Raw genomic sequence first — 20270 nt, forward strand, 5'->3', positions numbered from 1 at the left:
TTTTAGGTTTTAAAAAACACAAATTTAAGAAGTTGCACATAAAAGCCTAAGTATTTCTAGACGTAAAAATATTCATGTACATAAAAGTGCCCATTTTACGTGCTCTTCGTTTGGCGTTTTCAGCATAATCGCCTTCAAATAATTCGTCTATAGTTTGAAACCATAAATTCAGCCAAATGCCAAAATGCAATTCTGTAATACTATGATTAAAAGCTTTGTCCACTTTGGTGTGTGCTTCTAAAGGATTGCCACTAAATTTTGTTTTTAAAAATAAGCTCGATTCCCAAAAGGTTGTAAGATGCTCTAAATGCGCTGGCCAATCTTTAATGGTTTTATTAAAAAATGGTCCTAGCGTTTCATCTTTTCTAACTTTTTCATAAAATTTAGAAACTAATAAAAAAACGTCTGCTCTGGTTTTTATATCTTTTTTGCTCATTGTTTCAAAGTTATTCTTTTAATCGCTTTGTTGTTATTCTAAGATAAGAAATCTTAGTATTTTTACAGCATGATTTCAGTGATATTACTTGGTGCTGGCAATGTAGCCACACATTTATATAAAGCCTTTTCTAATGCCGATAACGTTTCGGTAAAACAGTGGTATAATAGAACACGTTCTTCCATTTCTTCTTTTGCCAATGAAGTTGAAATTACGGATTCGTTAAATGAACTTAAAGAAGCTGATCTATATATTATGGCAGTGAGTGATGATAGTATTGCAGAATTTTCATCTGCTTTACCATTTACAAATCGTTTGGTTGTTCATACGTCTGGCAGTGTTGCTATGCACGACATTGATAAAAAAAACCAAATTGGTGTTTTTTACCCTTTACAATCATTTACAAAAGGTGCAGAAATTAATTTTTCTGAAGTGCCAATTTGTGTTGAAGTGTATGAAAAAGAAAATCTTGAACTCTTAAGAGACTTAGCAAGAGCAGTTGGGTGTAAGCCACATAAAATAACCACAGAACAACGTCAAACGCTTCATTTAGCAGCAGTTTTTGTAAATAATTTTACTAATCAACTCTATAGAATCGGTCATGAAATTTGTGAAACGAAGAATATAGAATTCGAAATTTTACATCCATTAATTGAGGAAACGGCTAAGAAAGTGCAACAAATGTCGCCTTTTATGGCACAAACGGGACCGGCTAAACGCAATGATAAAAGAACAATTAAAAGACAATTAAAATTAATTGAAAAGGATGAGCATGAAGCGATATACAAAATGCTGACATCTTCGATTAAGAAGACGCATAATGTTTTGAGCAGATCGATGAAGCAAGTAAAACGATGATAAAACCAAATGCAGTTGCCAACGAAAAGGATTCTCCTTACTATGTAAAGAATGAATCATTCTGTTTAAAGTTTGAAAGTTTTATTAGTCAACTTAACGGAAAATCAAAAGGCAATTATAATGCTTGGTCTTATAGTGTTTTAGGTGAAATTAAAACATCCAGAAAATGGATTTTAGAATATAAAAAATCAACATTCTCATCTGGGAATTTAATCCTAAGTGCAAAGAGCCAAAATCTATTTGTTTCAGCTATTTGGAAAACAGAATATACATCACAAAACATTCCAGATTTTATAATAAAAAAAAGAACGATCAAGGACATGGTATCTCAACTTTTAAGGAAAAATTTTTCTGAAATAAAAAGTACTTCCAACTATATTTTAGTATCTGATTCAAAGTCTAAGATAATCGATAAATTAATTGAAATTCTTCACCCCTTATTTGATTTAAATGAAATCTATAAAATTTCAAAATTAAAGAATGTATTGACAATAGAATTGAGAACAGACCAACATTATTTTAATATATTTAACCAAATAAATAATTTAAATTTTTGATATCAAAACCAATGAGAGACGATAAAAGTTATAAAGAATACTTAGCAGATATAACCACCTTCATTTTTGATGTAGATGGTGTTTTAACAGATGGAACCATTACGGTAACAACTGAAGGCGAAATGTTAAGAACCATGAACATTAAAGACGGATTTGCCCTAAAAACAGCTGTTGATGTAGGTTTTAACTTGTGCATTATTTCTGGCGGATCTAACGAAGGTGTTCGTAAACGTTTAGCTGGTTTGGGTATAAAAGACATATTTTTAGGTGCTCACAACAAAATTGAACAGCTTAATGCGTATTTAGACCAACACAATGTTTCTAAATCTGAAGTGTTATATATGGGCGACGACATACCAGATTATCCTGTTATGGAATTGGTTGGATTGCCTTGTTGTCCTCAAGATGCAGTTCCTGAAATTAAAGCTATTTCAAAATACATTTCACATAAAAATGGTGGAAAAGGTGCTGTTAGAGATGTTATTGAGCAAGTCTTAAAAGTACAAGGCAAATGGAATGGTAACTTTAGTGCTAAGTATGATTAGCAAGTTATTATTTACCGTTTTTGTTTAATAGAAAAATGATTGTTAAAATAATTTAATCATGTCTAATAGAAGAAGACATAGTACTGGATTTGGATATATAGGTTTTGGGAATAACCAATCTACTTTTAACCGAAAATCGTCTACACCGTTTTCTAAATATAAAGAGAAGTTAGATTTAGAAACTCATTTGCACTACCAAATGGATTTTCTGCATAAAGATTTAACTAAAGAAGATAAGGAAAGAATTAAAAATAAAATAAGGCTCCAAGAACAAAAACTTTTTAAACGTACACTAATTTTAAGCATTATAATAATAGTTATAGTTGCTTTTATCACTTATTATTTAATCACTAAAATAGTATCTCACTAATCCCTCAAATGATTCACATTCTCAATTTAATCCGTTGGAAAAACTTATTAATGATTGCTTTTATGCAGTACTTAATTAAATATGCTTTACTGATACCATTTCAAGAAAGCCACGGCGTGACAATATCTTTATCACATTTTAATTTTTTCTTACTTGTTTTATCTACAATTTTGATTGCTGCAGGTGGTTATGTAATTAATGACATAAATGATATTGAAACCGATAGAATAAATAAGCCCAGTAAACTTATTGTAACAAAAAACATAAGTGAAAAAGATGCTTACTCTCTATTCATGGCATTTAATATAATTGGTGTTGGCTTAGGCTTTTATTTAACTTATGGCATAGGTAAAACTAGTTTCTTCGCTATCTTTTTTATAGCTTCTGCACTACTCTATATTTATTCTACATCACTAAAACAAATTGCTGTTGTTGGTAATATTGTAGTCTCGATTGTTGTTGCATTAAGTATTGTTTTAGTTGGTGTTTTTGAATTGATTCCTGCTATGAACGTCAATAATGAAGCTGTACAAACAACCTTTATAAACATTATTAAAGACTATGCCATATTTGCATTTTTAATAAATCTCGTTAGAGAAATGGTTAAAGATATTGAAGATATTGAAGGTGATAAAAAGACTGAAATACAAACTCTACCTGTACTTTTAGGTAAGACAAAATCTAACAAAATAGTTTTCATTATTTCTTTGCTTCCTATTTTATCCATAACTTATTACGTCATTACTTATTTATTTAAGCAATTACCTGTTGTGGGCTACTTTTTAATTTTGGTAATTGCACCTTTAATTTATGCCAGCATTAAGTTATTTAATGCTAAAGAGAAATCAGAATACAAACAAATCAGTCTAATTTATAAATTAGTGATGCTAACAGGTATGTTGTCTCTAATTCTTTATTATTATATTTTGAAATAATATGCTTAACGAAAAACTTAAAGACTTTAATATTATTTTAGCCTCTGCTTCGCCACGTCGTCATGCTTTTTTAAAAGATATGCATCTCGATTTTGAGATTAGGTTAAAACCAGTAAAAGAGGTTTTTCCGAAGCATTTAAAACGTGAAGAGATAACCGATTTTCTGGCCAAATTAAAAGCTGAACCATTTGCTGAAGAACTTAAAGACAATGATATTCTAATTACAAGTGATACTATCGTTTGGTTAGAAGATGAAGCCATTGGCAAACCAAAAGATGAAGCCGATGCTTTTGAGATGATAAAATCTTTAAGCAACAAAACCCATGAGGTGGTTACATCTATTTGCATTACTTGCAACGGAAAACAATGGGTTGTAAATACTATTACCAAAGTGACTTTTAAGCAGCTCGCAGATGAAGAAATCTGGTACTACATTAATCATTTCAATCCCTTAGACAAAGCTGGTGCATATGGCATACAAGAATGGATTGGTGCCATTGCTATAACTAATATTGACGGCTCTTATAATAATGTGGTTGGTTTGCCAACTCATTTACTTTATAAAACGTTAAATAGCATTGCAGACGATATCTAGAAGCTTATCTTTATTATAAAACCCAACGTACGTTATATGCTTTTAAGCAATAACAGCGTTGAAATTTGTTAATTATGATAACGAAAATAAAACTCATCTTGGTATTAATTACTGTTAGTATTTTGAGCTTTACCGCTTGTAAAGATGCAACTACGAAAAAAGAATCAGAGATAGCAAAACTTACTGAAGTAGCACCAATACCTGAAGCGCCTAAAAAAGCACTATCCGAAGACTTTAAAGACTATTGGTATAATGGCGATGCAGAAATAACATCGTACAAATTAGAACAAGCGCGATATGGCGAGCTTAAAGAAGGCACCGCCGTACTAATCTTTGTTACCGAAGACTTTTTACCAGATGAACAAGTAAAAGCTAATAATTACAATGCTAATAATGTTCCAGTTTTAAAACTGAATATGACCAAGAATTTCAACACTGGTATTTACCCTTATTCTATAATGCAGAGCACCTTTTTTCCTGTGGCAAATAATCAACATGCTATAAAAATTTCAACCTCTGTACAAGAATGGTGTGGACATGTATATACCCAATTAAACAATCGTGATAAATTTGAAATAATGTCGCATTCTTATTTTCAAGGCGAAGCAGATGACACTTTTACATTAGAAAAAAACTGGACAGAAAACGAACTTTGGGCAAAATTAAGGATTGATCCAACTACTCTTCCTGTTGGTAAGATTAAGCTTATTCCTTCTATTGAAAGTGCTAGACTTAACCACGATGAGCTAAAGGTATATAGTGCCACAACAAGTTTAGAGAATGATAGTTATACCATTAACTACAACGAATTAAATAGAACCGTAAAAATTAGCTATAATTCTAATTTTCCACATGAAATTTTAGGATGGACAGAAACTACCATCTCTGGCAAAGGGCCTTCAGCAAAGACGTTAACTACGAAAGCTTCAAAGTTAAAAACACTAAAAACTGATTATTGGAATAAAAAAAGCAACGCAGATTTAAGCTTAAGAGCAGATTTAAAATTGCAATAAGCAAACTTTAGTTTAATTTAGTTGATATTATTATACTAAATATTAATACATGGTTTTAAAACGTAAGGTTAAGAAAAGAACAGAACATTACAAAAAACATGTTGGTCAAGTTCCTGGAACCTTAATATATACTGGTGAAAAATCGAATAAAGATTTTTACATTGAAGCCTTTGATTATACTAAAGACACATTTGCAGAAAGTGTTTTAACCAAAATTGAAGACACCTACACTTTTAAAGACACAGATTCAATCTCATGGATTAACGTAGATGGTTTAAAACACACAGAACAGATTGAGAAAATAGGCAAACACTATAATTTACACCCTCTTGTTCTTGAAGATATCGTAAACACCACACAACGTCCTAAAATAGATGAATATGAAGACTACCTGTTCATTGTTCTAAAAATGCTTTATTACGATAAAGACGAGAATATTGTTATAGAACAAGTAAGCTTTGTGCTAGGTGACAATTATGTTTTATCTTTTCAAGAATCTGAAGGCGACGTTTTCGATACCATAAGAGAACGATTAAGACTTGGTAATGGAAGAATTAGAAATCTAAAATCAGATTATCTATTGTATGCATTAATTGATGCTGTTGTAGATAATTACTTCAGCATTATTGAAACCTTAGGTAATAAAATTGAAGACTTAGAAACAGATTTATTTGCTGGTCAGGATAGAGAAAATATTAGTGTAGACGTACAGCGCCTAAAACGTGAAATTCTAAAAGTTCGACGTGCCATTTTTCCATTACGAGAAATTATTAATCGTGTGGAAAAAGGGGAACATCCATTAATTTACAACAAAACAATTACTTATTACAGAGATATTTACGACCACTTAATTCAAGTTTCGGAGAATATAGATATTTACCGAGAAATGATTTGGAGTTTAATGGATATGTACATGACTACCATTAGCAACAAGATGAATGAAGTGATGAAAGTTCTTACTATTATCTCATCTATTTTTATTCCACTTACCTTTTTAGCAGGTATCTATGGAATGAATTTTAAATACATCCCAGAACTCAGATATCGTTATGGCTATTTCGTTCTTTTGGGAGTCATGTTTATTATGTTTATTGGTTTGTTATATTATTTTAAACGTAAGAAATGGTTGTAATTAAAACATCTGCATTCACTTGAATAAATTAGCGATATATGACTGGGTTAAATTAGGATTAAGCATTTCTATTGCCATAATTCTGCTTGTTGTCCGATTCTCGATTATAATGGATAATATCGCATCATCTGTATTGCTTTCTATATTAATATTCGACATAGTTAAATATAATAGAATCAATAATCCCGTGTCAGTATTGATACATTATCTTACTTGGATTCTCATAATTTCATGTGTAATCTATATTAGGAGAGTTGGATTACATATTTGGTCGCCATTAATATTAATATTTTTCATAAAGCCTATATCTTTAATCTTCACTATATTTAAGTATAAAAAACTTTACGTAACTAAATCTATTTTGGGGAATTTATGGCTAATTAGCATGGCTCTATATTTGTTAGAGCTAATACTAAATTCTACACATGGCTTAGCATCATATGCATTAAAATTGGCTATTATCTCTACTATTGAAACTACTCTAATCATTATAATAAGTAATAAATTATTAATTTATGAACCTAGCATTGTCTCAATGGGTTGGAAAAAAATAAAGCATAATATTTATCAGTAAAAAATTATATATGCTAGGAAAGCAAAGACCAATCCTAATCGTAGCCATTATTATTTCACTTGCTATAGAGATTCTATTAATTGTATCTGTATATAGTAAAGTAGGCAACGAAAGGCTGCCTTTTCAAATAGGACGATTAGTGTTTCAACTTATATTTATAGTTTGGGCATTGTCTACAAAATCTAATTCAGCGCTTTCTATCTTAATGGCTTACCACGTAGTAACCGGTTTTATTATTTTAAACTCAAACAATGCCACAGAATTAATAGCCAAATTCTTAATCGGTTACCACTTTTTAATCGGCTTAATGATATACTTCCATGAGTATATTGAAGGTAAATTATTCTCTAAAAATCATTGAATTATTAAAGATTAAAATAAAGTAATAGGTCCTTCACTTCTTACTTGTAAAAAATAATTTCTTAACTTAACATCTAATTAGATTTTAAAAATGAAAAATGTATTAGCTACCATTATAGGATTGATTGTTGCGAGTATTACAGTTCATATCTTTGAGGCAGTTATTGGTCATAACCTATTTACATTCCCAGAAGGTGCAGATCTTTCCGATGTAAAATGGATAAAGAACAATATGGGAAAAATCCCAATGGGTTCTAAGGTTTTTGTCGTTATAGCTCATTTCGCAGGCATAATTACAGGTATGTTTACTGCCGCCAAGATCTCTAAACAAAGTGTTATTCCTTCTTACATTACGGGAGGATTAATGGTAATTGCGACGTTTGTAACTATTGTAATACTGCCAAAAGAGCTATGGTTCTCTATATCTGATGGTGTTTTAGCTATTACAGGTTTTTTAATTGGAAAATTAATAGCTCAGAAACAGATCACAAACTTTTAATTTTATTGAATTAAGTAAATAATTCTTAACGCAGATGAGCAGTAATATAAGTTTAAAAGAGGCTATTTCCATCGGAATTGGAGGTATGGTTGGTGGAGGAATTTTTGCAGTACTAGGATTAGCAGTTTCAATTGCTAAAGGAGGAACTCCTGTGGCATTTTTATTTGCTGGTATTTTAGCTTTACTTACCTCTTACAGTTATGTAAAACTTTCTCAAAAATATCCTGATAGAGGTGGTACAGTAAAATTTATTAATCAAGGGTTCGGAATCTCTATTTTTAGTGGAGCTATTAACAACTTACTATGGGTAAGTTACATTATTATGTTGTCTTTATATGCTTCAGCTTTTGGTTCTTACGCGCCAAATTTACTTGAACTTACACATAATAAAACAATTGACTTTCATATCTATGCGAGTGCTATAATTATTTTGGCAACTTCCATTAACTATTATAGCATTGCAGTCGTTGGAAAAATAGAATCGTACGCGGTAGTTATAAAATTAATCATTCTCATTGGTTTTATAGGTATTGGATCTTATGGTCTTATAGGCAATCCTAACCTATCTCAGTTAGCTATAAATCATTGGGAAACTCCAATTCAATTATTTGCTGCTGGTATGGTTATATTTGTTGCGTATGAAGGTTTTGAGCTCATTGCAAATGCTGCTCCTGACATTGAGAATCCAAAAAAAAATATTCCGCGAGCATATTATTATTCTGTAATATTTGTAATTATACTATATATTATAATTGCTATTGTTACAGTTGGTTCCCTTCCATTTGATAAAATTGCAAAGGCTGAAGATTATGTTTTAGCAGAGGCAGCGCAACCTATGCTAGGCAAGATTGGTTTTACAATTATTACCGTTGCTGCTTTAATTTCTACGTTTTCGGCGATTAACGCGTCATTATATGGCGGTAGTAGAGTGAATTACGAGATTGCAGAAGATAACGAATTACCACATCATTTTACGTCAAAACTATGGAATCAGCCTGTTGGTTTATTCATAACGGCTATGGCAACATTGGTATTAGTAAATATTTTAAATTTAGAAACAATTTCAACTGCCGGAAGTGTAGGTTTTATACTCATCTTTGGTATTGTCAATTTTGTTGGTTTTAAATGTGCTAAAGAGACTGGTAGTAATAAATTAATTCCTCTTTTAGGTTCTGCATTTTGTCTGTTAGCCTTAATTATTTTAATTCATCAACAATATCAATCTAATCTTACTGGTGTAATAGTTTCAGTTGTAATAATTGGTTTATGTTTTATCTCAGAATGGATCTTTAAATCACTTGAAAAACGAAATACTTAATAATGCCTTAAAAGCGCATTAGGATTTGGGCAATTACTTTTATAAAACTCTAAATCATTTTCGTTAGTAACACCTGGATAATCGCCTTTGTAATTTTGAATATCTTTAATGACCTGAAAATGTAAATGAGGCGGATAATCACCATTTACATTTGCACTCCCTAAAGTTCCTATTTGCATACCTGACTTTACTTCTACTCCAACAATTTTATCCTTAATAGATTCTATACTTAAATGACCATATAAGGTGTAAAACATATAATCATTTATTTTATGTTCTAAAATTATAGTTGGTCCATAATCGCCATAATTTGTATTGTTATTAAAACTATGGATTATTCCATCTAATGGTGCAAATACTGGTGTTTCTTCACTAATCCATATGTCTGTTCCTAAATGAATATTTCTTTCTTTTTTGGTATCAAGCTCATTAAAGTATTCGCTACGTTTATAAATTCCGCGTTTTTCAAGATAACCTCCATAAGCTAATTTGGCTTTATTATATGTGATATAGTTAGTAATATAGTTATCTAAGTCTTTAGAAGATGAAATGTTGATGTTTAGTAACGCCTCATTATCAATCGATAAATCTAACGTAACACAATCTTGAGGATTTGCTAATGCTTCAATAATAGGATAAGCATTAATGGAATTTAATAAGATTTCAAAACTTGCAACAGGCATAAATAAAAATTTCCATAAAAATAGAAAACTATTTAATGGAAAGAAGAAAGGAATAACAGATTCTATGACAAATCTGCAAAATAAAATTTAAATAATTTTAGTATTTAAGATAGATAACTATCTATTAACTATACTGTATTTTTTTTAATTAACAATCACATTACTAAACTTGGCATTAACCACTATATTTCTATTTGAATCTTGACTATTTGGTAAATTTCTTATCGTCTTTTGTGTTGTAGATTTATTGTTATACTTAGATCTATTACCTTTAAAATAAAGTATATAATCTACATCTTTAGGCAAATTTATTAACGCATCACTATGCTCTAAAACTAAATTAAGATTCTTAAAAACATCCGAAATATTAGAAATGGTAAGGTCTCCAAAACTACCGTCGATAATACCAGTTTCGGTAAGGCTTTGAATATTAATATTAGATGATTTGGAGTTAAGAACTAAGCTTTTTGCGTTTTTAATCTGCGCTTTGTCTACAAAGTTGAGATTTAACGTTCCTAAATTCCATGTATCTATGACGACTGGTGAGTAAGATACATTGATGGAAGTATCACTTCCATCAATGTGTTCTGCTACTAAGAATGAGTGCGAAATATCGCCACTCATGTTATGAATCACAGAGCTTAGTTTCAATTCGCCATGTCTTATGTCTGTTTTTAACTTAGCCTTTTTAGGTATTTTAATTTTAATTACCTTTTTCACTTTACTATTGCTACCTGATTCTAATCGTTGAATAACCTGAGTGTTTCTTCTATTTTGTAACGCACTACGCCTAGCTTCTAATGCAGCTCTACGTGCATCTCTTTGCTCATACAATGCCTCTTTTCTTTTATCAAGCGCTTCCCTTCTTTCCTCCATAACTTCGGAACGTTCATCCATTTCATTACTAAAACGCTCTCCCCAAACTTTCATCTTCTCTTCCCATTCTTTGCCAAATTTCTTACTAAACTCCTCTCCCCATTTTTCCATATCCTCACCATATTTTTCGCCAAATTTTTCGCCCCATTTTTCCATTTCTTCAGTCCATTTTCCATCAAAACGTTTAGCATATTCTTTTCCCCATTTTTCCATTTTTTCTGGATAACCTGCTTCACCAAACTTTCTTGCCCAATCTTCCATTTTTTTCTGAAACTCTTTACCACCTTTCTTTTCGTACTTTTTACTCCATTCAGCCAAATAGGCCTCTCCTTCTTCTTGATATCTTTCGTAATCGAATTCTATAGTCGTTACACCTTTAGGCAATTCCGGTAATTTTGGCATCACAGGCATTTCTGGTAAATCTGGCATCCTAGGCATTTGTACCATTTCTGGAAGCTCTGGCATCTCTGGCATCTCAGGCATTTCTGGCAACTCAATAAGTTGGTACTCTAAATCATTTAATAAAACCGAATAATCATCAGTTTCTAACAAACCAATATGTCTACCTCCATGAGATGAAATTGAAACCTTATTATTAGAACCTTCAACCTTAAGACTCCAATGCTCTAAAGCGTCTTTTAATTGCTCATTAGATAATGTTTCGCTTTCAATGTAAGCTTCGATTTCTACCGTATTTCTATTCCATGTTTCTAAGTGAATTTCTACGTTGCTAGTGTTTAGGTCTACTACAACATCCTTATCTACCTTTATGGATTGTGATGTTTTGTTCATCGTTTTCTGTGCATAACCTAAAGTGGTAAAAAGACAGAGAATTAAAATTTTGATTTTGTTCATGATTCTTTGATTTAACTGTTCGTTTTTTAATTGAATTTGATTGATTGATTGATTGATTAATTGATTGATTTAAGCTGTTTTTTGCTCCATAGGCACATCACTAAAGTCTTTGAGCTTATCCTTTAAACGCATTACAAGCTTTAAACGAAACTTTAGATTTTGTATTAATGCATCTAAAGTTGCTTCATTGGGTCCGTTTTTATTAAGCTCTATCGTTAATTTTTTGTACTCGTCATTTAACTCTTTTAAGCGTGCTATGTAGCCATCAAACAATTCTTTATTTTCAGGTGTTAATTGCACTTTAGACAATTCTAAATTTATACTCGCTAAGTAATAATCCTCTACTTTTTTAAAATCTGGCGATATATCACCTAACGTTTTTATTTCGGTATCAACTACCTTAATTGGGTCTTTTACATCAACTGAATTGTTAAACATTTTAAAACCTCCAATACTTAATCCTAATAACACTATAACACTAGCTGCGACTTTAAAAAACAAAGTCTTATTTGATGATTTTTCTTTTACAGGTAAGGCTTTACCTAATTTCTGAAGAAATCGCATTTCGTGCCCTTCAGACATTTTTAGGTCTTCATTTTTGGCTTCATTTCTATATAAATCTCTAATATCTTGCTTCATTTTGCTTATATTTTAATGCCTTTTTCAACTTTTGTTTGCCTCGTGATAATTGTGTCCTAGAGGCAACTTCTGTAATTTTTAATATGTCAGAAATCTCGCTATGATCATAGCCTTCTACTAAATACAATAGCACAACATATTTGTATTTTTCTGACAACTTCTCAATTTCAATATTGACGTCTTCAACAGTAATTTCTGATTCTACTTGCCAATCACTTTCATTTTCATTTGTAACATCGCTTAAATGAAAATCTTCTAATTCTACCAAACGTTGATGCTTAGACTTTAAAGAATCAATGCATCTATTAATTACTATTCTTTTTAACCAAGCGCCAAAACTAACTTGAGCTTTAAACTGATCTAACCTAGAAAAAGCACTTATAAAAGATTCTTGAACAATATCTTCTGCTTCCATAGTGTTGCGTACATATCTTTTAGCTACAACCAACATGCCATTGCAATACTGATTGTACAATTGCATTTGCGCTTGCCTATTGTTCTGTTTACACAGTTCAACAATATTTATTTGAAACGTACTAATTTTAGATTTGATTTTTTGATTGGTTATACACTAAAGACGATACAAAAAATAAAGTGTTGCAAAAATTTTTCATAAAACATCATTTTTCATAAGAATTGCTTAAAATTCAACGTTAGTAGCTTATAAATTTAAGGAATTGAATTATCTTTAAATTTAGAATGCATAAGTTTGCATTACATTGAACCCTCTTAATTTTTAGATTAAAAACTATGCTGAAACGCCTCCTAATTATACTAAGCATCTTAGCTTTAGGCTTACTATTATATTCTGTATTTGTAGAAAATATTTTTGCGCCACGATTGAGCCCTAAAGATTCTGCAGAAATTACTTTAAATGATTTGAAGTTAAAAGTAGAATACAACAGACCTTCTAAACGAGAGCGTATTGTATTTGGTGCACTTGTACCTTTTGATAAGGTATGGCGAACAGGTGCAAATGAAGCTACAACTTTTGAAACCAACCAAGATTTATTAATTGATGGTATGGTTTTAAAAAAGGGAAAGTACACCATTTGGACTGTCCCTATGGAAGATAAATGGAAAGTAATGTTTAATTCTAAACAGTATAAATGGGGTGTTAATGAAAGAATGGAACCAATGTGGGATCCAAATTTTGATGCCTTAGAAGTTGTTGTACCATCAGAAACAATTGACGAAACTGTAGAACAATTTACAATTGCCTTTGACCATAAAACGGGTAATTTAAAACTCACTATGGCTTGGGATAGTACTATTATAGAGTTGCCATTAAGTGAATACTCCTCTACAAAACCTTAAATTTATAATGCAAAGTGGCAAAAAAAGATAAATCATACACGTCTGCTTTGCATGAACAAGAAGGTGTTGAACCACCTAAAAGTTTGAGCGCTAATGTTGCCAAAATCATAAAAGTAAATCGAAAGAAACAGCCATCTGTTGACGATTTGGTTTCTGGTATTACGTCTCAAAATATCACTTCGCTTAGTAGAGCCATTACCTTAGTAGAAAGTACGAATCCTTCACACACAAAAAAAGCAAATAAGGTCATTTCTAAATGCTTACCATTTGCTAATAAATCTATTAGAATAGGAATCACAGGCGTGCCTGGTGTTGGTAAAAGCACATTTATTGAGGCTTTTGGGTTGTATTTAACCTCTATTGGTAAAAAAGTAGCTGTGTTAGCAGTTGATCCAAGTAGTAGTCTCAGTAAAGGAAGTATTCTGGGTGATAAAACTAGAATGGAAGATTTAGTGAAAAATCAAAATGCTTTTATTAGACCTTCGCCTTCAGGAAATTCTTTAGGAGGTGTTGCCAGAAAAACACGAGAGACTATTATCTTATGTGAAGCTGCTGGTTATGACACCATTATTATTGAAACTGTTGGTGTTGGACAAAGTGAAACGGCTGTACATAGTATGGTTGATTTCTTTTTGCTCTTAAAATTATCAGGTGCTGGTGACGAATTACAAGGTATAAAACGCGGTATTATTGAAATGGCAGATGCCATTGTCATTAATAAAGCTGATGGCGAGAATATAAAAGCTGCAAAAATGGCCAAAGTAGAATTTAATAGGGCTTTACATTTGTATCCAACTAAAGATTCAGAATGGTCGCCAAAAGTTACTTTAAGTAGTGCTTTAAAACGTGAAGGTATTAAAGAGATTTGGAACCTTATTGAAGAATACGTAAAGACTACCACAACGAATGGTTATTTTGAGAACAATAGACATCAGCAAAATAAATTTTGGTTACTACAAACCATAGAGGACCGTTTAAAATCTAATTTTTATAATGCTTCTCACATAAAAGAAGAACTACAATCTCAAATAAAATTAGTTGAAGCCGGTAGAACGACACCTTTTATTGCTGCCGAATACTTGCTAAACTTGTGACCAAAAAGATGATTTACATTATTGTCATTTTAAGCTCTATTAGTTTAATAATTTTGATACATATTAATATAACGATGTACCAACATTATATTAGAACTACTGGTAAAACACGAGCTTTATTTGGGCTATCGGAATGGTTAGTATATGGTTATAGACATTATTACGGCATAATACCAATTATAGGTTTCATTGTTAGTTTATTTCTAGCATATAAAATCGAAATTAGAAAAATAGCTTTAGTCGCTGCATTGATTTCATTGGTAACCATAATATTTTCAATATTTAGTGTTTGGCGTTTGTTTTTATAAAACATCAGCTTTAATTAATTAGGCTTTAACACTAATATAAAAAACAATACTTTTGCAACGACTAAGCCAATAGATACATGACGTATAAGTTTACCATCATAGTTCCTGTTTATAATGAGGAAGACAATTTAGAACGTGTAGAAAAAGAACTTTCTAATTATATAGATATTGCTACAGTTTCTACTTCAATTCTTTTTGTAAATGATGGATCTAGTGATAATAGTCAAATGTTAATAGAAGGTATTTGTGAACGTAACGAAGCATTCCACTATATTCTATTTAAAGAAAACAGAGGACTGAGTGCAGCAATAAAAGCTGGCTTTGACCACGTAGATTCTGAACTTGTTGGTTATATAGACTCTGATTTACAAACGGCACCAGAAGATTTTAATATTTTACTACAACATATAGATTCTTATGAGTTGGTCACAGGAGTGCGCTCTAACCGAAAGGATTCTTTTGTAAAAAATATGTCATCAAAAATTGCAAATGGCATTAGACGTGCATTTACTAAAGATGGTATGGATGATACAGGCTGTCCGCTGAAAGTAATAAAAACAGATTATGCTAAACGTATACCAATGTTTAGAGGTTTGCATCGATTTTTACCTGCTATGATAATGTTACAAAATGGACGTGTTACACAAGTCACTGTTCAGCATTTCCCTAGAATGGCTGGCACAGCAAAATTTGGACTTTGGAACAGGTTACTTGGTCCATTAATGGATTGTTTTGCATATCTATGGATGAAGAAAAAGTATATTAATTATGAAGTTTCTAAATCCAGCAAATAATTTACAGCTATTTAATTAAAAGAGAAATGCTTAAAAAACTTAAGTTATAGGTATTTCAACTTATTTTTATATAAGAAAACAACACGAATTAACTTGAAAGACTGGATTATATATAGCATTGGATTTTTAGCTCAGATATTGTTTTCTTCTCGGCTTATCATTCAATGGATAACCTCTGAAAAACAAAGAAAAGTTATTACGCCAAAAACATTTTGGACCCTTAGTTTAATTGCCTCTTTCCTCCTATTTATATATGGTTATTTACGATTAGATTTTGCAATTATGCTAGGTCAGAGTTTAACGTATTTCATCTATATTAGAAATTTACAACTGCAAGGACAATGGCAAAAATTCCCTAAGGCAGTTCAATATTTATTGTTCTTCGCACCAATTTTTATCGTTGTTTTCTACTTTAATAATAACCAAATCGATGTTGACCTCCTCTTCAAAAACACTGATATTCCAACGTGGTTATTGGTTTTAGGTATTGTTGCTCAGGTCATTTTTACATTACGTTTTGTATACCAATGGATTCACTCTGAACGTCATAAAGTTTCTACACTTCCACTAGGTTTTTGGATCTTAAGTTTAGTTGGTGCTGGTTTAATATTAACTTATGCCATCATTAGAAAAGATCCTGTTTTATTTATTGGTCATTTATTCGGACTTATAATTTACGCTAGAAATGCCTATTTAATTAGACAAACCAAGGATTAAAAATGATAAAACTCATAGAAAAATATCCCATACTCAGTCTTTTGCTTTTTGTAATTGTAATGCTTGGCTTTACAATAGATTCTATTCCTGTAACGATCATGGAAGCTCGTAATTTTATTTCAGCTCGAGAAATGCTGACAGATGATAATTGGGTTTTAACCACAATGAATGGGCAAGCGCGTTATCAAAAACCACCATTACCTACTTGGATTACTGCTGTTTTTGGATCGATTTTTAGCATAACGTCAGTTTTAGCATTGCGCTGGCCTACCTTACTTTTTGTGGCGAGTATTGGTATTTCAATTAATTTGTTATCAAAAAAATTGGAGTTAACTAAATCACATAGCCTTATCAATGGTTTTATAGCTATTACATCATTTTACGTTTTAGGCATTACGGTTGAAGCACCTTGGGATATTTACACGCATGGTTTTTTACTCATGGCTTTGTATCAATTATTTTTAATGTTTCAGAGTGGAAAAACACCAATTTTAAGAAGTTTGCTTTTTGTATTATTTCTTGCTGGTTCTGTTTTATCTAAAGGACCTGTTTCCTTATATGTACTGTTCTTACCCTTTGTGGTCGCTTACGGCATTGCCTTTAAATTTAAAGGAAAAGTCATTCATTTTTTAAAATTAATCAGTCTATTAGTTTTTGGTATCGTTTTAGGCGGTTGGTGGTATTTTCATGTAAGAGTTGCAGATCCAGAAACATTCACTGCTATTGCAGAACGTGAAACTTCTAATTGGAGCAGTTATAATGTTAGACCATTTTATTACTACTGGAGTTTCTTTGTGCAAAGTGGTTTATGGACTATTCCTGCTTTTATAAGTTTACTTTATCCTTATTTAAAAACAAAAGTTTCAAACTTAAATGCTTATCGTTTTAGTTTATTTTGGACACTTATTGCTGTAATTCTGTTGTCTATAATTCCTGAGAAGAAATCGCGTTATTTAATGCCAGTTTTAATTCCTTTGGCCATAAATATTGGCTTTTATATTGATTATTTAATAAGAGAGTTCAAAACTATAAACTCAAAAAAGGAAACGATTCCTGTATATTTTCAATTCGGCTTAATTGGAACAATTGCCATCCTATTTTGGGCTTCTGGTTTCTTTTTATTGTCAGACACAGAAGGATTTGCTAAAAATAGATTCTTTATCGCCAGTGCAGTCATAGCCATTATTGGTTTTTTCATTTTTAAAAACTTAAAAACTAAGCATATAAAAAATGTGTTTTACCTTGTTATAGCTTTTATGATGAGCATAGGGCTCTTGGTTCTACCATTAGCGAAAGGTTTAGCTCAGGTGGATTACAAGTCGGTTGCAGAATTAGCTTCGGACGACTTAAAACTTTACACTCTAGATGGTGTATCACCTGAAGCTATATATAATTATGGTAGTAAAATTATAAGTATTAAAACGGAAGATGGTATTTTAATTCCTTCAGAAAAACAATTTAGGTTATTAACTTCATCTACAAAACCAGAAGATATTGAAGAGCTTACAAAACTTTACCATATTGAATTTATTGACACTTATGATTTAAATTTTTCGGCTAGAAATCACAAATCACGTTTGGTCAATCAATTATATGAGCTTACTCTGAAATAAAACGTTTAATTAAATATTTATTCAGCTTATAAAACCCGGATCCTGAAATAACTCCAAAGAATAATCCACAAGCAATATCTAACGGATAATGCACGCCTACGTATATACGACTATAGGCTACAACTAAACTCCAAACGATTAAAATATAAATAAGGTTTTTGAAATAAGGTCTCAATAATAGGCCTGCAAAAATCGCTGTAGACATGGAGTTAGAAGAATGGCCTGAGAAAAAACCATACTTACCGCAACGAGGTGCAATAAAGCGCGTAAAGTCCATAACACCTTCTGCTCTACAAGGTCTTGGACGCATAAATGTATCCTTGAACACGTTCGTAATTTGGTCTGTAAAGGTAATCATACCTGCAATGACAACAAACATGAGAAGTAAAGCTTTCCACCCAAATTTCTTGTAAATCACAAATAACAAAGCGAGATATAATGGTATTGATGAAAACTTATTTGTTATGACTAACCATAAGCCATCCCAAGTTTCTGAACCCAAATTATTGAGATATAAAAAAAGCTCTTTATCGTGCTGTAAAAGTTGCTCTAACATTAATCGTCGTATCTAGCCACTTCTCTATCGTAGAAATCTGTAGCTTGCTGAATGTAGTTTTCAGTTTCAGTTTCTAGTTCCTTTTCATCATGTTGGTCAAATTCTTCAAACCATTCAACCTCATCGTTTTCTAGATTAATTATAAATCTTGGGAATTCTGTATGTATAATATAAATTGCATTAGGATGATCTGTATTATCACCTAGTATGAATTTTGGTAATTCCATTTTCTATGTTTTTTCTTGTTGCAAAATTAAACGCTTTGTGAGATAATTAAACCTAAAATACAATAAAATTGAAGCAGCTGTTAAACCTGCCAATAACCCAATCCAAATTCCAATACTTCCATAAGCGTCTTCTTTTCCTAAAAAATAGCTAATAGGAAAACCAATAACCCAATAAGAAATAAAGGTTAATACAGTCGGAATCTTAACATCTTGCAAACCTCTCAATGCACCAAGAATAATCACTTGCAAACTATCACTAATTTGAAACACGGCAGATGCTAACAATAATGTAGCAGCAATTTCTACCACTTGAGCTGTATCAATCGCATTGACAGGATCGTCTAAATCCACATATAAATTTGGAAGCATTGTATGAAATACCACAAAGAACAATGCAAATAGGACAGCGAAGCAAAAGCCAATTAAAAATATAGATTCCGCAATTCGTCTTAAGGCTTTAAAATCTTTTAATCCTTTTTGATTACCAACACGTATCATTGCAGCAACACTCAATCCCATAGCAACCATAAAGGTCATAGACGATAAATTTAAGGCTATTTGATTAGCAGCTTGCGCATTGGCGCCTAGCGTACCACTCAACCAAATGGCTGCTGTAAAAATGGCAACTTCAAAAAACATTTGCATAGCACTCGGCAAGCCTAAATTGGTAATCTTTTTTAAAGGATATTTTTTAAGTTCAAAGAATTTAATCTGTGTTACAAACGGTTTAGATTTTTCGCGTTTAGCCAATAACCACCATAAATAAGCCACCATAACAAAACGTGACACTAAAGTCCCAACAGCTGCACCTACAATTCCCATTTCTGGAAAACCAAATTTTCCAAAAATTAAAACATAGTTTATTGCTACGTTTAATATGTTAGCCACTATAGTAGCATACATAGGATATTTAGTAAGTGATAATCCATCACTAAATTGTTTAAACGCTTGAAAAATAATCAATGGCACTAATGAAAAAGCAACCAAATCTAAATAAGGCAAAGCCAACTCAACCACTTCTTCTGGCTGATCCATAACATACATTAGCGGTTTAGCGAACAATAGCATTGTAAATAATAACAATCCTAAAACTGTACACAAAAACAAACCATGCTTAAAGACTGATTTTCCTTTCGCAAAATCCTTTTCAGTATCCGCTTCCGCAACTAAAGGTGTAATAGCTGTTGAAAATCCTATACCTAAAGACATGGCAATGAAAATAAAGCTATTTCCTAAGGATACTGCTGCGAGTTCTGCTGCACCTAATTGACCAACCATAACGTTGTCTACAAAACTGACAAACGTGTGGCCAAGCATTCCCAAAATCACTGGAGATGCTAGCTTAAGATTGTACCTGAATTCTTTTGTGTAGTCGCTTAAAACCATGGCGCAAAAGTAA

General features: G+C 31.6%; 26 protein-coding genes. 17 read left to right on the forward strand and 9 right to left on the reverse strand.

Features of this window, described 5'->3' with window-relative positions:
• Nucleotides 1–46: 46 nt before the first annotated feature.
• Nucleotides 47–436: a group III truncated hemoglobin gene (locus ACJBCC_RS06670; RefSeq protein WP_299101031.1), complete on the reverse strand. Its 390-nt coding sequence runs from the start codon at nucleotides 434–436 to the stop codon at nucleotides 47–49.
• A 69-nt stretch (nucleotides 437–505) separates the two neighbouring features.
• Between ACJBCC_RS06670 and ACJBCC_RS06675 the strand changes: the two genes are divergently transcribed.
• From ACJBCC_RS06675 to corA, 8 genes are all read left to right on the forward strand, one after another.
• Complete coding sequence (locus tag ACJBCC_RS06675; protein WP_407556730.1) at nucleotides 506–1294, forward strand: Rossmann-like and DUF2520 domain-containing protein; 789 nt, start codon at nucleotides 506–508, stop codon at nucleotides 1292–1294.
• Nucleotides 1291–1851, forward strand: coding sequence for a hypothetical protein (locus tag ACJBCC_RS06680; RefSeq protein ID WP_299101027.1), 561 nt, complete (start codon nucleotides 1291–1293; stop codon nucleotides 1849–1851). The genes ACJBCC_RS06675 and ACJBCC_RS06680 overlap by 4 nt, the downstream gene beginning before the upstream one ends.
• An 11-nt stretch (nucleotides 1852–1862) precedes the next feature.
• A complete protein-coding gene (locus ACJBCC_RS06685) occupies nucleotides 1863–2396 on the forward strand; it encodes a KdsC family phosphatase (protein ID WP_407556731.1) in 534 nt (177 codons plus the stop codon).
• 58 nt (nucleotides 2397–2454) lie between these two features.
• The gene (locus ACJBCC_RS06690; RefSeq protein WP_299101022.1) at nucleotides 2455–2766 is read left to right on the forward strand and encodes a hypothetical protein; all 312 of its coding nucleotides are present in this window, start codon (nucleotides 2455–2457) and stop codon (nucleotides 2764–2766) included.
• A gap of 8 nt (nucleotides 2767–2774) precedes the next feature.
• The gene (locus ACJBCC_RS06695; protein ID WP_299101020.1) at nucleotides 2775–3701 is read left to right on the forward strand and encodes a geranylgeranylglycerol-phosphate geranylgeranyltransferase; all 927 of its coding nucleotides are present in this window, start codon (nucleotides 2775–2777) and stop codon (nucleotides 3699–3701) included.
• 1 nt (nucleotide 3702) lies between these two features.
• Nucleotides 3703–4296: a Maf-like protein gene (locus tag ACJBCC_RS06700; RefSeq protein ID WP_407556732.1), complete on the forward strand. Its 594-nt coding sequence runs from the start codon at nucleotides 3703–3705 to the stop codon at nucleotides 4294–4296.
• A 74-nt stretch (nucleotides 4297–4370) separates the two neighbouring features.
• Nucleotides 4371–5309, forward strand: a complete 939-nt coding sequence (locus ACJBCC_RS06705; RefSeq protein WP_407556733.1) for a septum formation inhibitor Maf — start codon at nucleotides 4371–4373, stop codon at nucleotides 5307–5309.
• A gap of 49 nt (nucleotides 5310–5358) precedes the next feature.
• Nucleotides 5359–6441, forward strand: coding sequence for a magnesium/cobalt transporter CorA (gene corA, locus ACJBCC_RS06710; RefSeq protein ID WP_407556734.1), 1083 nt, complete (start codon nucleotides 5359–5361; stop codon nucleotides 6439–6441).
• A gap of 342 nt (nucleotides 6442–6783) precedes the next feature.
• On the opposite strand, the gene ACJBCC_RS06715 is transcribed toward corA, so the two are convergent.
• Nucleotides 6784–6930, reverse strand: a complete 147-nt coding sequence (locus ACJBCC_RS06715) for a hypothetical protein (RefSeq protein WP_299101011.1) — start codon at nucleotides 6928–6930, stop codon at nucleotides 6784–6786.
• Nucleotides 6931–7025: 95 nt separating this feature from the next.
• Between ACJBCC_RS06715 and ACJBCC_RS06720 the strand changes: the two genes are divergently transcribed.
• The 3 genes from ACJBCC_RS06720 (at nucleotide 7026) to ACJBCC_RS06730 (ending at nucleotide 9192) form a co-directional block, all read left to right on the forward strand.
• Nucleotides 7026–7376, forward strand: a complete 351-nt coding sequence (locus ACJBCC_RS06720; RefSeq protein WP_407556735.1) for a hypothetical protein — start codon at nucleotides 7026–7028, stop codon at nucleotides 7374–7376.
• Nucleotides 7377–7466: 90 nt separating this feature from the next.
• Nucleotides 7467–7874, forward strand: a complete 408-nt coding sequence (locus ACJBCC_RS06725; RefSeq protein ID WP_299101006.1) for a hypothetical protein — start codon at nucleotides 7467–7469, stop codon at nucleotides 7872–7874.
• Nucleotides 7875–7908: 34 nt separating this feature from the next.
• The gene (locus ACJBCC_RS06730) at nucleotides 7909–9192 is read left to right on the forward strand and encodes an APC family permease (protein ID WP_407556736.1); all 1284 of its coding nucleotides are present in this window, start codon (nucleotides 7909–7911) and stop codon (nucleotides 9190–9192) included.
• On the opposite strand, the gene ACJBCC_RS06735 is transcribed toward ACJBCC_RS06730, so the two are convergent.
• The 4 genes from ACJBCC_RS06735 to ACJBCC_RS06750 all read right to left on the reverse strand — a co-directional run bounded on the left by ACJBCC_RS06735 (nucleotide 9189) and on the right by ACJBCC_RS06750 (nucleotide 12726).
• Nucleotides 9189–9875, reverse strand: a complete 687-nt coding sequence (locus ACJBCC_RS06735) for a peptidoglycan DD-metalloendopeptidase family protein (RefSeq protein ID WP_407556737.1) — start codon at nucleotides 9873–9875, stop codon at nucleotides 9189–9191. The genes ACJBCC_RS06730 and ACJBCC_RS06735 overlap by 4 nt on opposite strands.
• A gap of 144 nt (nucleotides 9876–10019) precedes the next feature.
• Nucleotides 10020–11606 (reverse strand): hypothetical protein, encoded by a 1587-nt coding sequence (locus ACJBCC_RS06740; protein ID WP_299101000.1) that lies wholly within the window; start codon nucleotides 11604–11606, stop codon nucleotides 10020–10022.
• A gap of 69 nt (nucleotides 11607–11675) precedes the next feature.
• A complete protein-coding gene (locus ACJBCC_RS06745; RefSeq protein WP_299100998.1) occupies nucleotides 11676–12245 on the reverse strand; it encodes a hypothetical protein in 570 nt (189 codons plus the stop codon).
• On the reverse strand, nucleotides 12229–12726 hold the full coding sequence (locus ACJBCC_RS06750; protein WP_299100996.1) for an RNA polymerase sigma factor: 498 nt from the start codon (nucleotides 12724–12726) through the stop codon (nucleotides 12229–12231). The genes ACJBCC_RS06745 and ACJBCC_RS06750 overlap by 17 nt, the downstream gene beginning before the upstream one ends.
• A 269-nt stretch (nucleotides 12727–12995) precedes the next feature.
• Between ACJBCC_RS06750 and ACJBCC_RS06755 the strand changes: the two genes are divergently transcribed.
• From ACJBCC_RS06755 to ACJBCC_RS06780, 6 genes are all read left to right on the forward strand, one after another.
• Entirely contained in the window at nucleotides 12996–13562 is a 567-nt protein-coding gene (locus ACJBCC_RS06755; protein ID WP_299100994.1) for a DUF2911 domain-containing protein, read from the forward strand.
• Between the two features lie 14 nt (nucleotides 13563–13576).
• Complete coding sequence (gene meaB / locus ACJBCC_RS06760; protein ID WP_299100991.1) at nucleotides 13577–14656, forward strand: methylmalonyl Co-A mutase-associated GTPase MeaB; 1080 nt, start codon at nucleotides 13577–13579, stop codon at nucleotides 14654–14656.
• A gap of 8 nt (nucleotides 14657–14664) precedes the next feature.
• Entirely contained in the window at nucleotides 14665–14964 is a 300-nt protein-coding gene (locus ACJBCC_RS06765) for a hypothetical protein (RefSeq protein ID WP_407556738.1), read from the forward strand.
• 77 nt (nucleotides 14965–15041) lie between these two features.
• The gene (locus ACJBCC_RS06770) at nucleotides 15042–15758 is read left to right on the forward strand and encodes a glycosyltransferase family 2 protein (protein WP_407556739.1); all 717 of its coding nucleotides are present in this window, start codon (nucleotides 15042–15044) and stop codon (nucleotides 15756–15758) included.
• A gap of 93 nt (nucleotides 15759–15851) precedes the next feature.
• Nucleotides 15852–16475, forward strand: coding sequence for a lipid-A-disaccharide synthase N-terminal domain-containing protein (locus tag ACJBCC_RS06775; protein WP_407556740.1), 624 nt, complete (start codon nucleotides 15852–15854; stop codon nucleotides 16473–16475).
• Between the two features lie 2 nt (nucleotides 16476–16477).
• Nucleotides 16478–18088, forward strand: coding sequence for an ArnT family glycosyltransferase (locus ACJBCC_RS06780; RefSeq protein ID WP_407556741.1), 1611 nt, complete (start codon nucleotides 16478–16480; stop codon nucleotides 18086–18088).
• On the opposite strand, the gene ACJBCC_RS06785 is transcribed toward ACJBCC_RS06780, so the two are convergent.
• Genes ACJBCC_RS06785 through ACJBCC_RS06795 form a run of 3 tightly spaced genes read right to left on the reverse strand, consistent with a single transcriptional unit; the run spans nucleotide 18075 to nucleotide 20257 of the window.
• Nucleotides 18075–18644 carry a phosphatase PAP2 family protein gene (locus ACJBCC_RS06785; RefSeq protein ID WP_407556742.1) on the reverse strand — a complete coding sequence of 190 codons (570 nt, stop codon included), beginning with the start codon at nucleotides 18642–18644 and terminating at the stop codon, nucleotides 18075–18077. The two genes, ACJBCC_RS06780 and ACJBCC_RS06785, sit on opposite strands and share 14 nt — an antisense overlap.
• Nucleotides 18644–18871 carry a hypothetical protein gene (locus ACJBCC_RS06790; protein ID WP_299100982.1) on the reverse strand — a complete coding sequence of 76 codons (228 nt, stop codon included), beginning with the start codon at nucleotides 18869–18871 and terminating at the stop codon, nucleotides 18644–18646. The genes ACJBCC_RS06785 and ACJBCC_RS06790 overlap by 1 nt, the downstream gene beginning before the upstream one ends.
• A gap of 3 nt (nucleotides 18872–18874) precedes the next feature.
• A complete protein-coding gene (locus ACJBCC_RS06795; RefSeq protein ID WP_407556743.1) occupies nucleotides 18875–20257 on the reverse strand; it encodes an MATE family efflux transporter in 1383 nt (460 codons plus the stop codon).
• Nucleotides 20258–20270 lie beyond the last annotated feature (13 nt).

The sequence above is a fragment of the Winogradskyella sp. 4-2091 genome (assembly GCF_045765065.1).
Lineage (GTDB): Bacteria > Bacteroidota > Bacteroidia > Flavobacteriales > Flavobacteriaceae > Winogradskyella.

Bases quoted from the DNA above. Each gene is read 5' to 3' on its own strand.
- ACJBCC_RS06755 (WP_299100994.1), top strand. From the start codon at position 12,996: ATGCTGAAACGCCTCCTAATTATACTAAGCATCTTAGCTTTAGGCTTA.
- ACJBCC_RS06700 (WP_407556732.1), top strand. From the start codon at position 3,703: ATGCTTAACGAAAAACTTAAAGACTTTAATATTATTTTAGCCTCTGCT.
- ACJBCC_RS06745 (WP_299100998.1), bottom strand. From the start codon at position 12,245: ATGAAGCAAGATATTAGAGATTTATATAGAAATGAAGCCAAAAATGAA.
- ACJBCC_RS06720 (WP_407556735.1), top strand. From the start codon at position 7,026: ATGCTAGGAAAGCAAAGACCAATCCTAATCGTAGCCATTATTATTTCA.
- ACJBCC_RS06780 (WP_407556741.1), top strand. From the start codon at position 16,478: ATGATAAAACTCATAGAAAAATATCCCATACTCAGTCTTTTGCTTTTT.
- ACJBCC_RS06685 (WP_407556731.1), top strand. From the start codon at position 1,863: ATGAGAGACGATAAAAGTTATAAAGAATACTTAGCAGATATAACCACC.
- ACJBCC_RS06785 (WP_407556742.1), bottom strand. From the start codon at position 18,644: ATGTTAGAGCAACTTTTACAGCACGATAAAGAGCTTTTTTTATATCTC.
- ACJBCC_RS06675 (WP_407556730.1), top strand. From the start codon at position 506: ATGATTTCAGTGATATTACTTGGTGCTGGCAATGTAGCCACACATTTA.
- ACJBCC_RS06795 (WP_407556743.1), bottom strand. From the start codon at position 20,257: ATGGTTTTAAGCGACTACACAAAAGAATTCAGGTACAATCTTAAGCTA.
- ACJBCC_RS06740 (WP_299101000.1), bottom strand. From the start codon at position 11,606: ATGAACAAAATCAAAATTTTAATTCTCTGTCTTTTTACCACTTTAGGT.
- ACJBCC_RS06750 (WP_299100996.1), bottom strand. From the start codon at position 12,726: ATGCAATTGTACAATCAGTATTGCAATGGCATGTTGGTTGTAGCTAAA.
- ACJBCC_RS06695 (WP_299101020.1), top strand. From the start codon at position 2,775: ATGATTCACATTCTCAATTTAATCCGTTGGAAAAACTTATTAATGATT.
- ACJBCC_RS06705 (WP_407556733.1), top strand. From the start codon at position 4,371: ATGATAACGAAAATAAAACTCATCTTGGTATTAATTACTGTTAGTATT.
- ACJBCC_RS06715 (WP_299101011.1), bottom strand. From the start codon at position 6,930: ATGATTAGAGTAGTTTCAATAGTAGAGATAATAGCCAATTTTAATGCA.
- ACJBCC_RS06730 (WP_407556736.1), top strand. From the start codon at position 7,909: ATGAGCAGTAATATAAGTTTAAAAGAGGCTATTTCCATCGGAATTGGA.
- ACJBCC_RS06790 (WP_299100982.1), bottom strand. From the start codon at position 18,871: ATGGAATTACCAAAATTCATACTAGGTGATAATACAGATCATCCTAAT.
- ACJBCC_RS06690 (WP_299101022.1), top strand. From the start codon at position 2,455: ATGTCTAATAGAAGAAGACATAGTACTGGATTTGGATATATAGGTTTT.
- ACJBCC_RS06735 (WP_407556737.1), bottom strand. From the start codon at position 9,875: ATGCCTGTTGCAAGTTTTGAAATCTTATTAAATTCCATTAATGCTTAT.
- ACJBCC_RS06765 (WP_407556738.1), top strand. From the start codon at position 14,665: ATGATTTACATTATTGTCATTTTAAGCTCTATTAGTTTAATAATTTTG.
- ACJBCC_RS06770 (WP_407556739.1), top strand. From the start codon at position 15,042: ATGACGTATAAGTTTACCATCATAGTTCCTGTTTATAATGAGGAAGAC.
- ACJBCC_RS06725 (WP_299101006.1), top strand. From the start codon at position 7,467: ATGAAAAATGTATTAGCTACCATTATAGGATTGATTGTTGCGAGTATT.
- ACJBCC_RS06670 (WP_299101031.1), bottom strand. From the start codon at position 436: ATGAGCAAAAAAGATATAAAAACCAGAGCAGACGTTTTTTTATTAGTT.
- ACJBCC_RS06680 (WP_299101027.1), top strand. From the start codon at position 1,291: ATGATAAAACCAAATGCAGTTGCCAACGAAAAGGATTCTCCTTACTAT.
- corA (WP_407556734.1), top strand. From the start codon at position 5,359: ATGGTTTTAAAACGTAAGGTTAAGAAAAGAACAGAACATTACAAAAAA.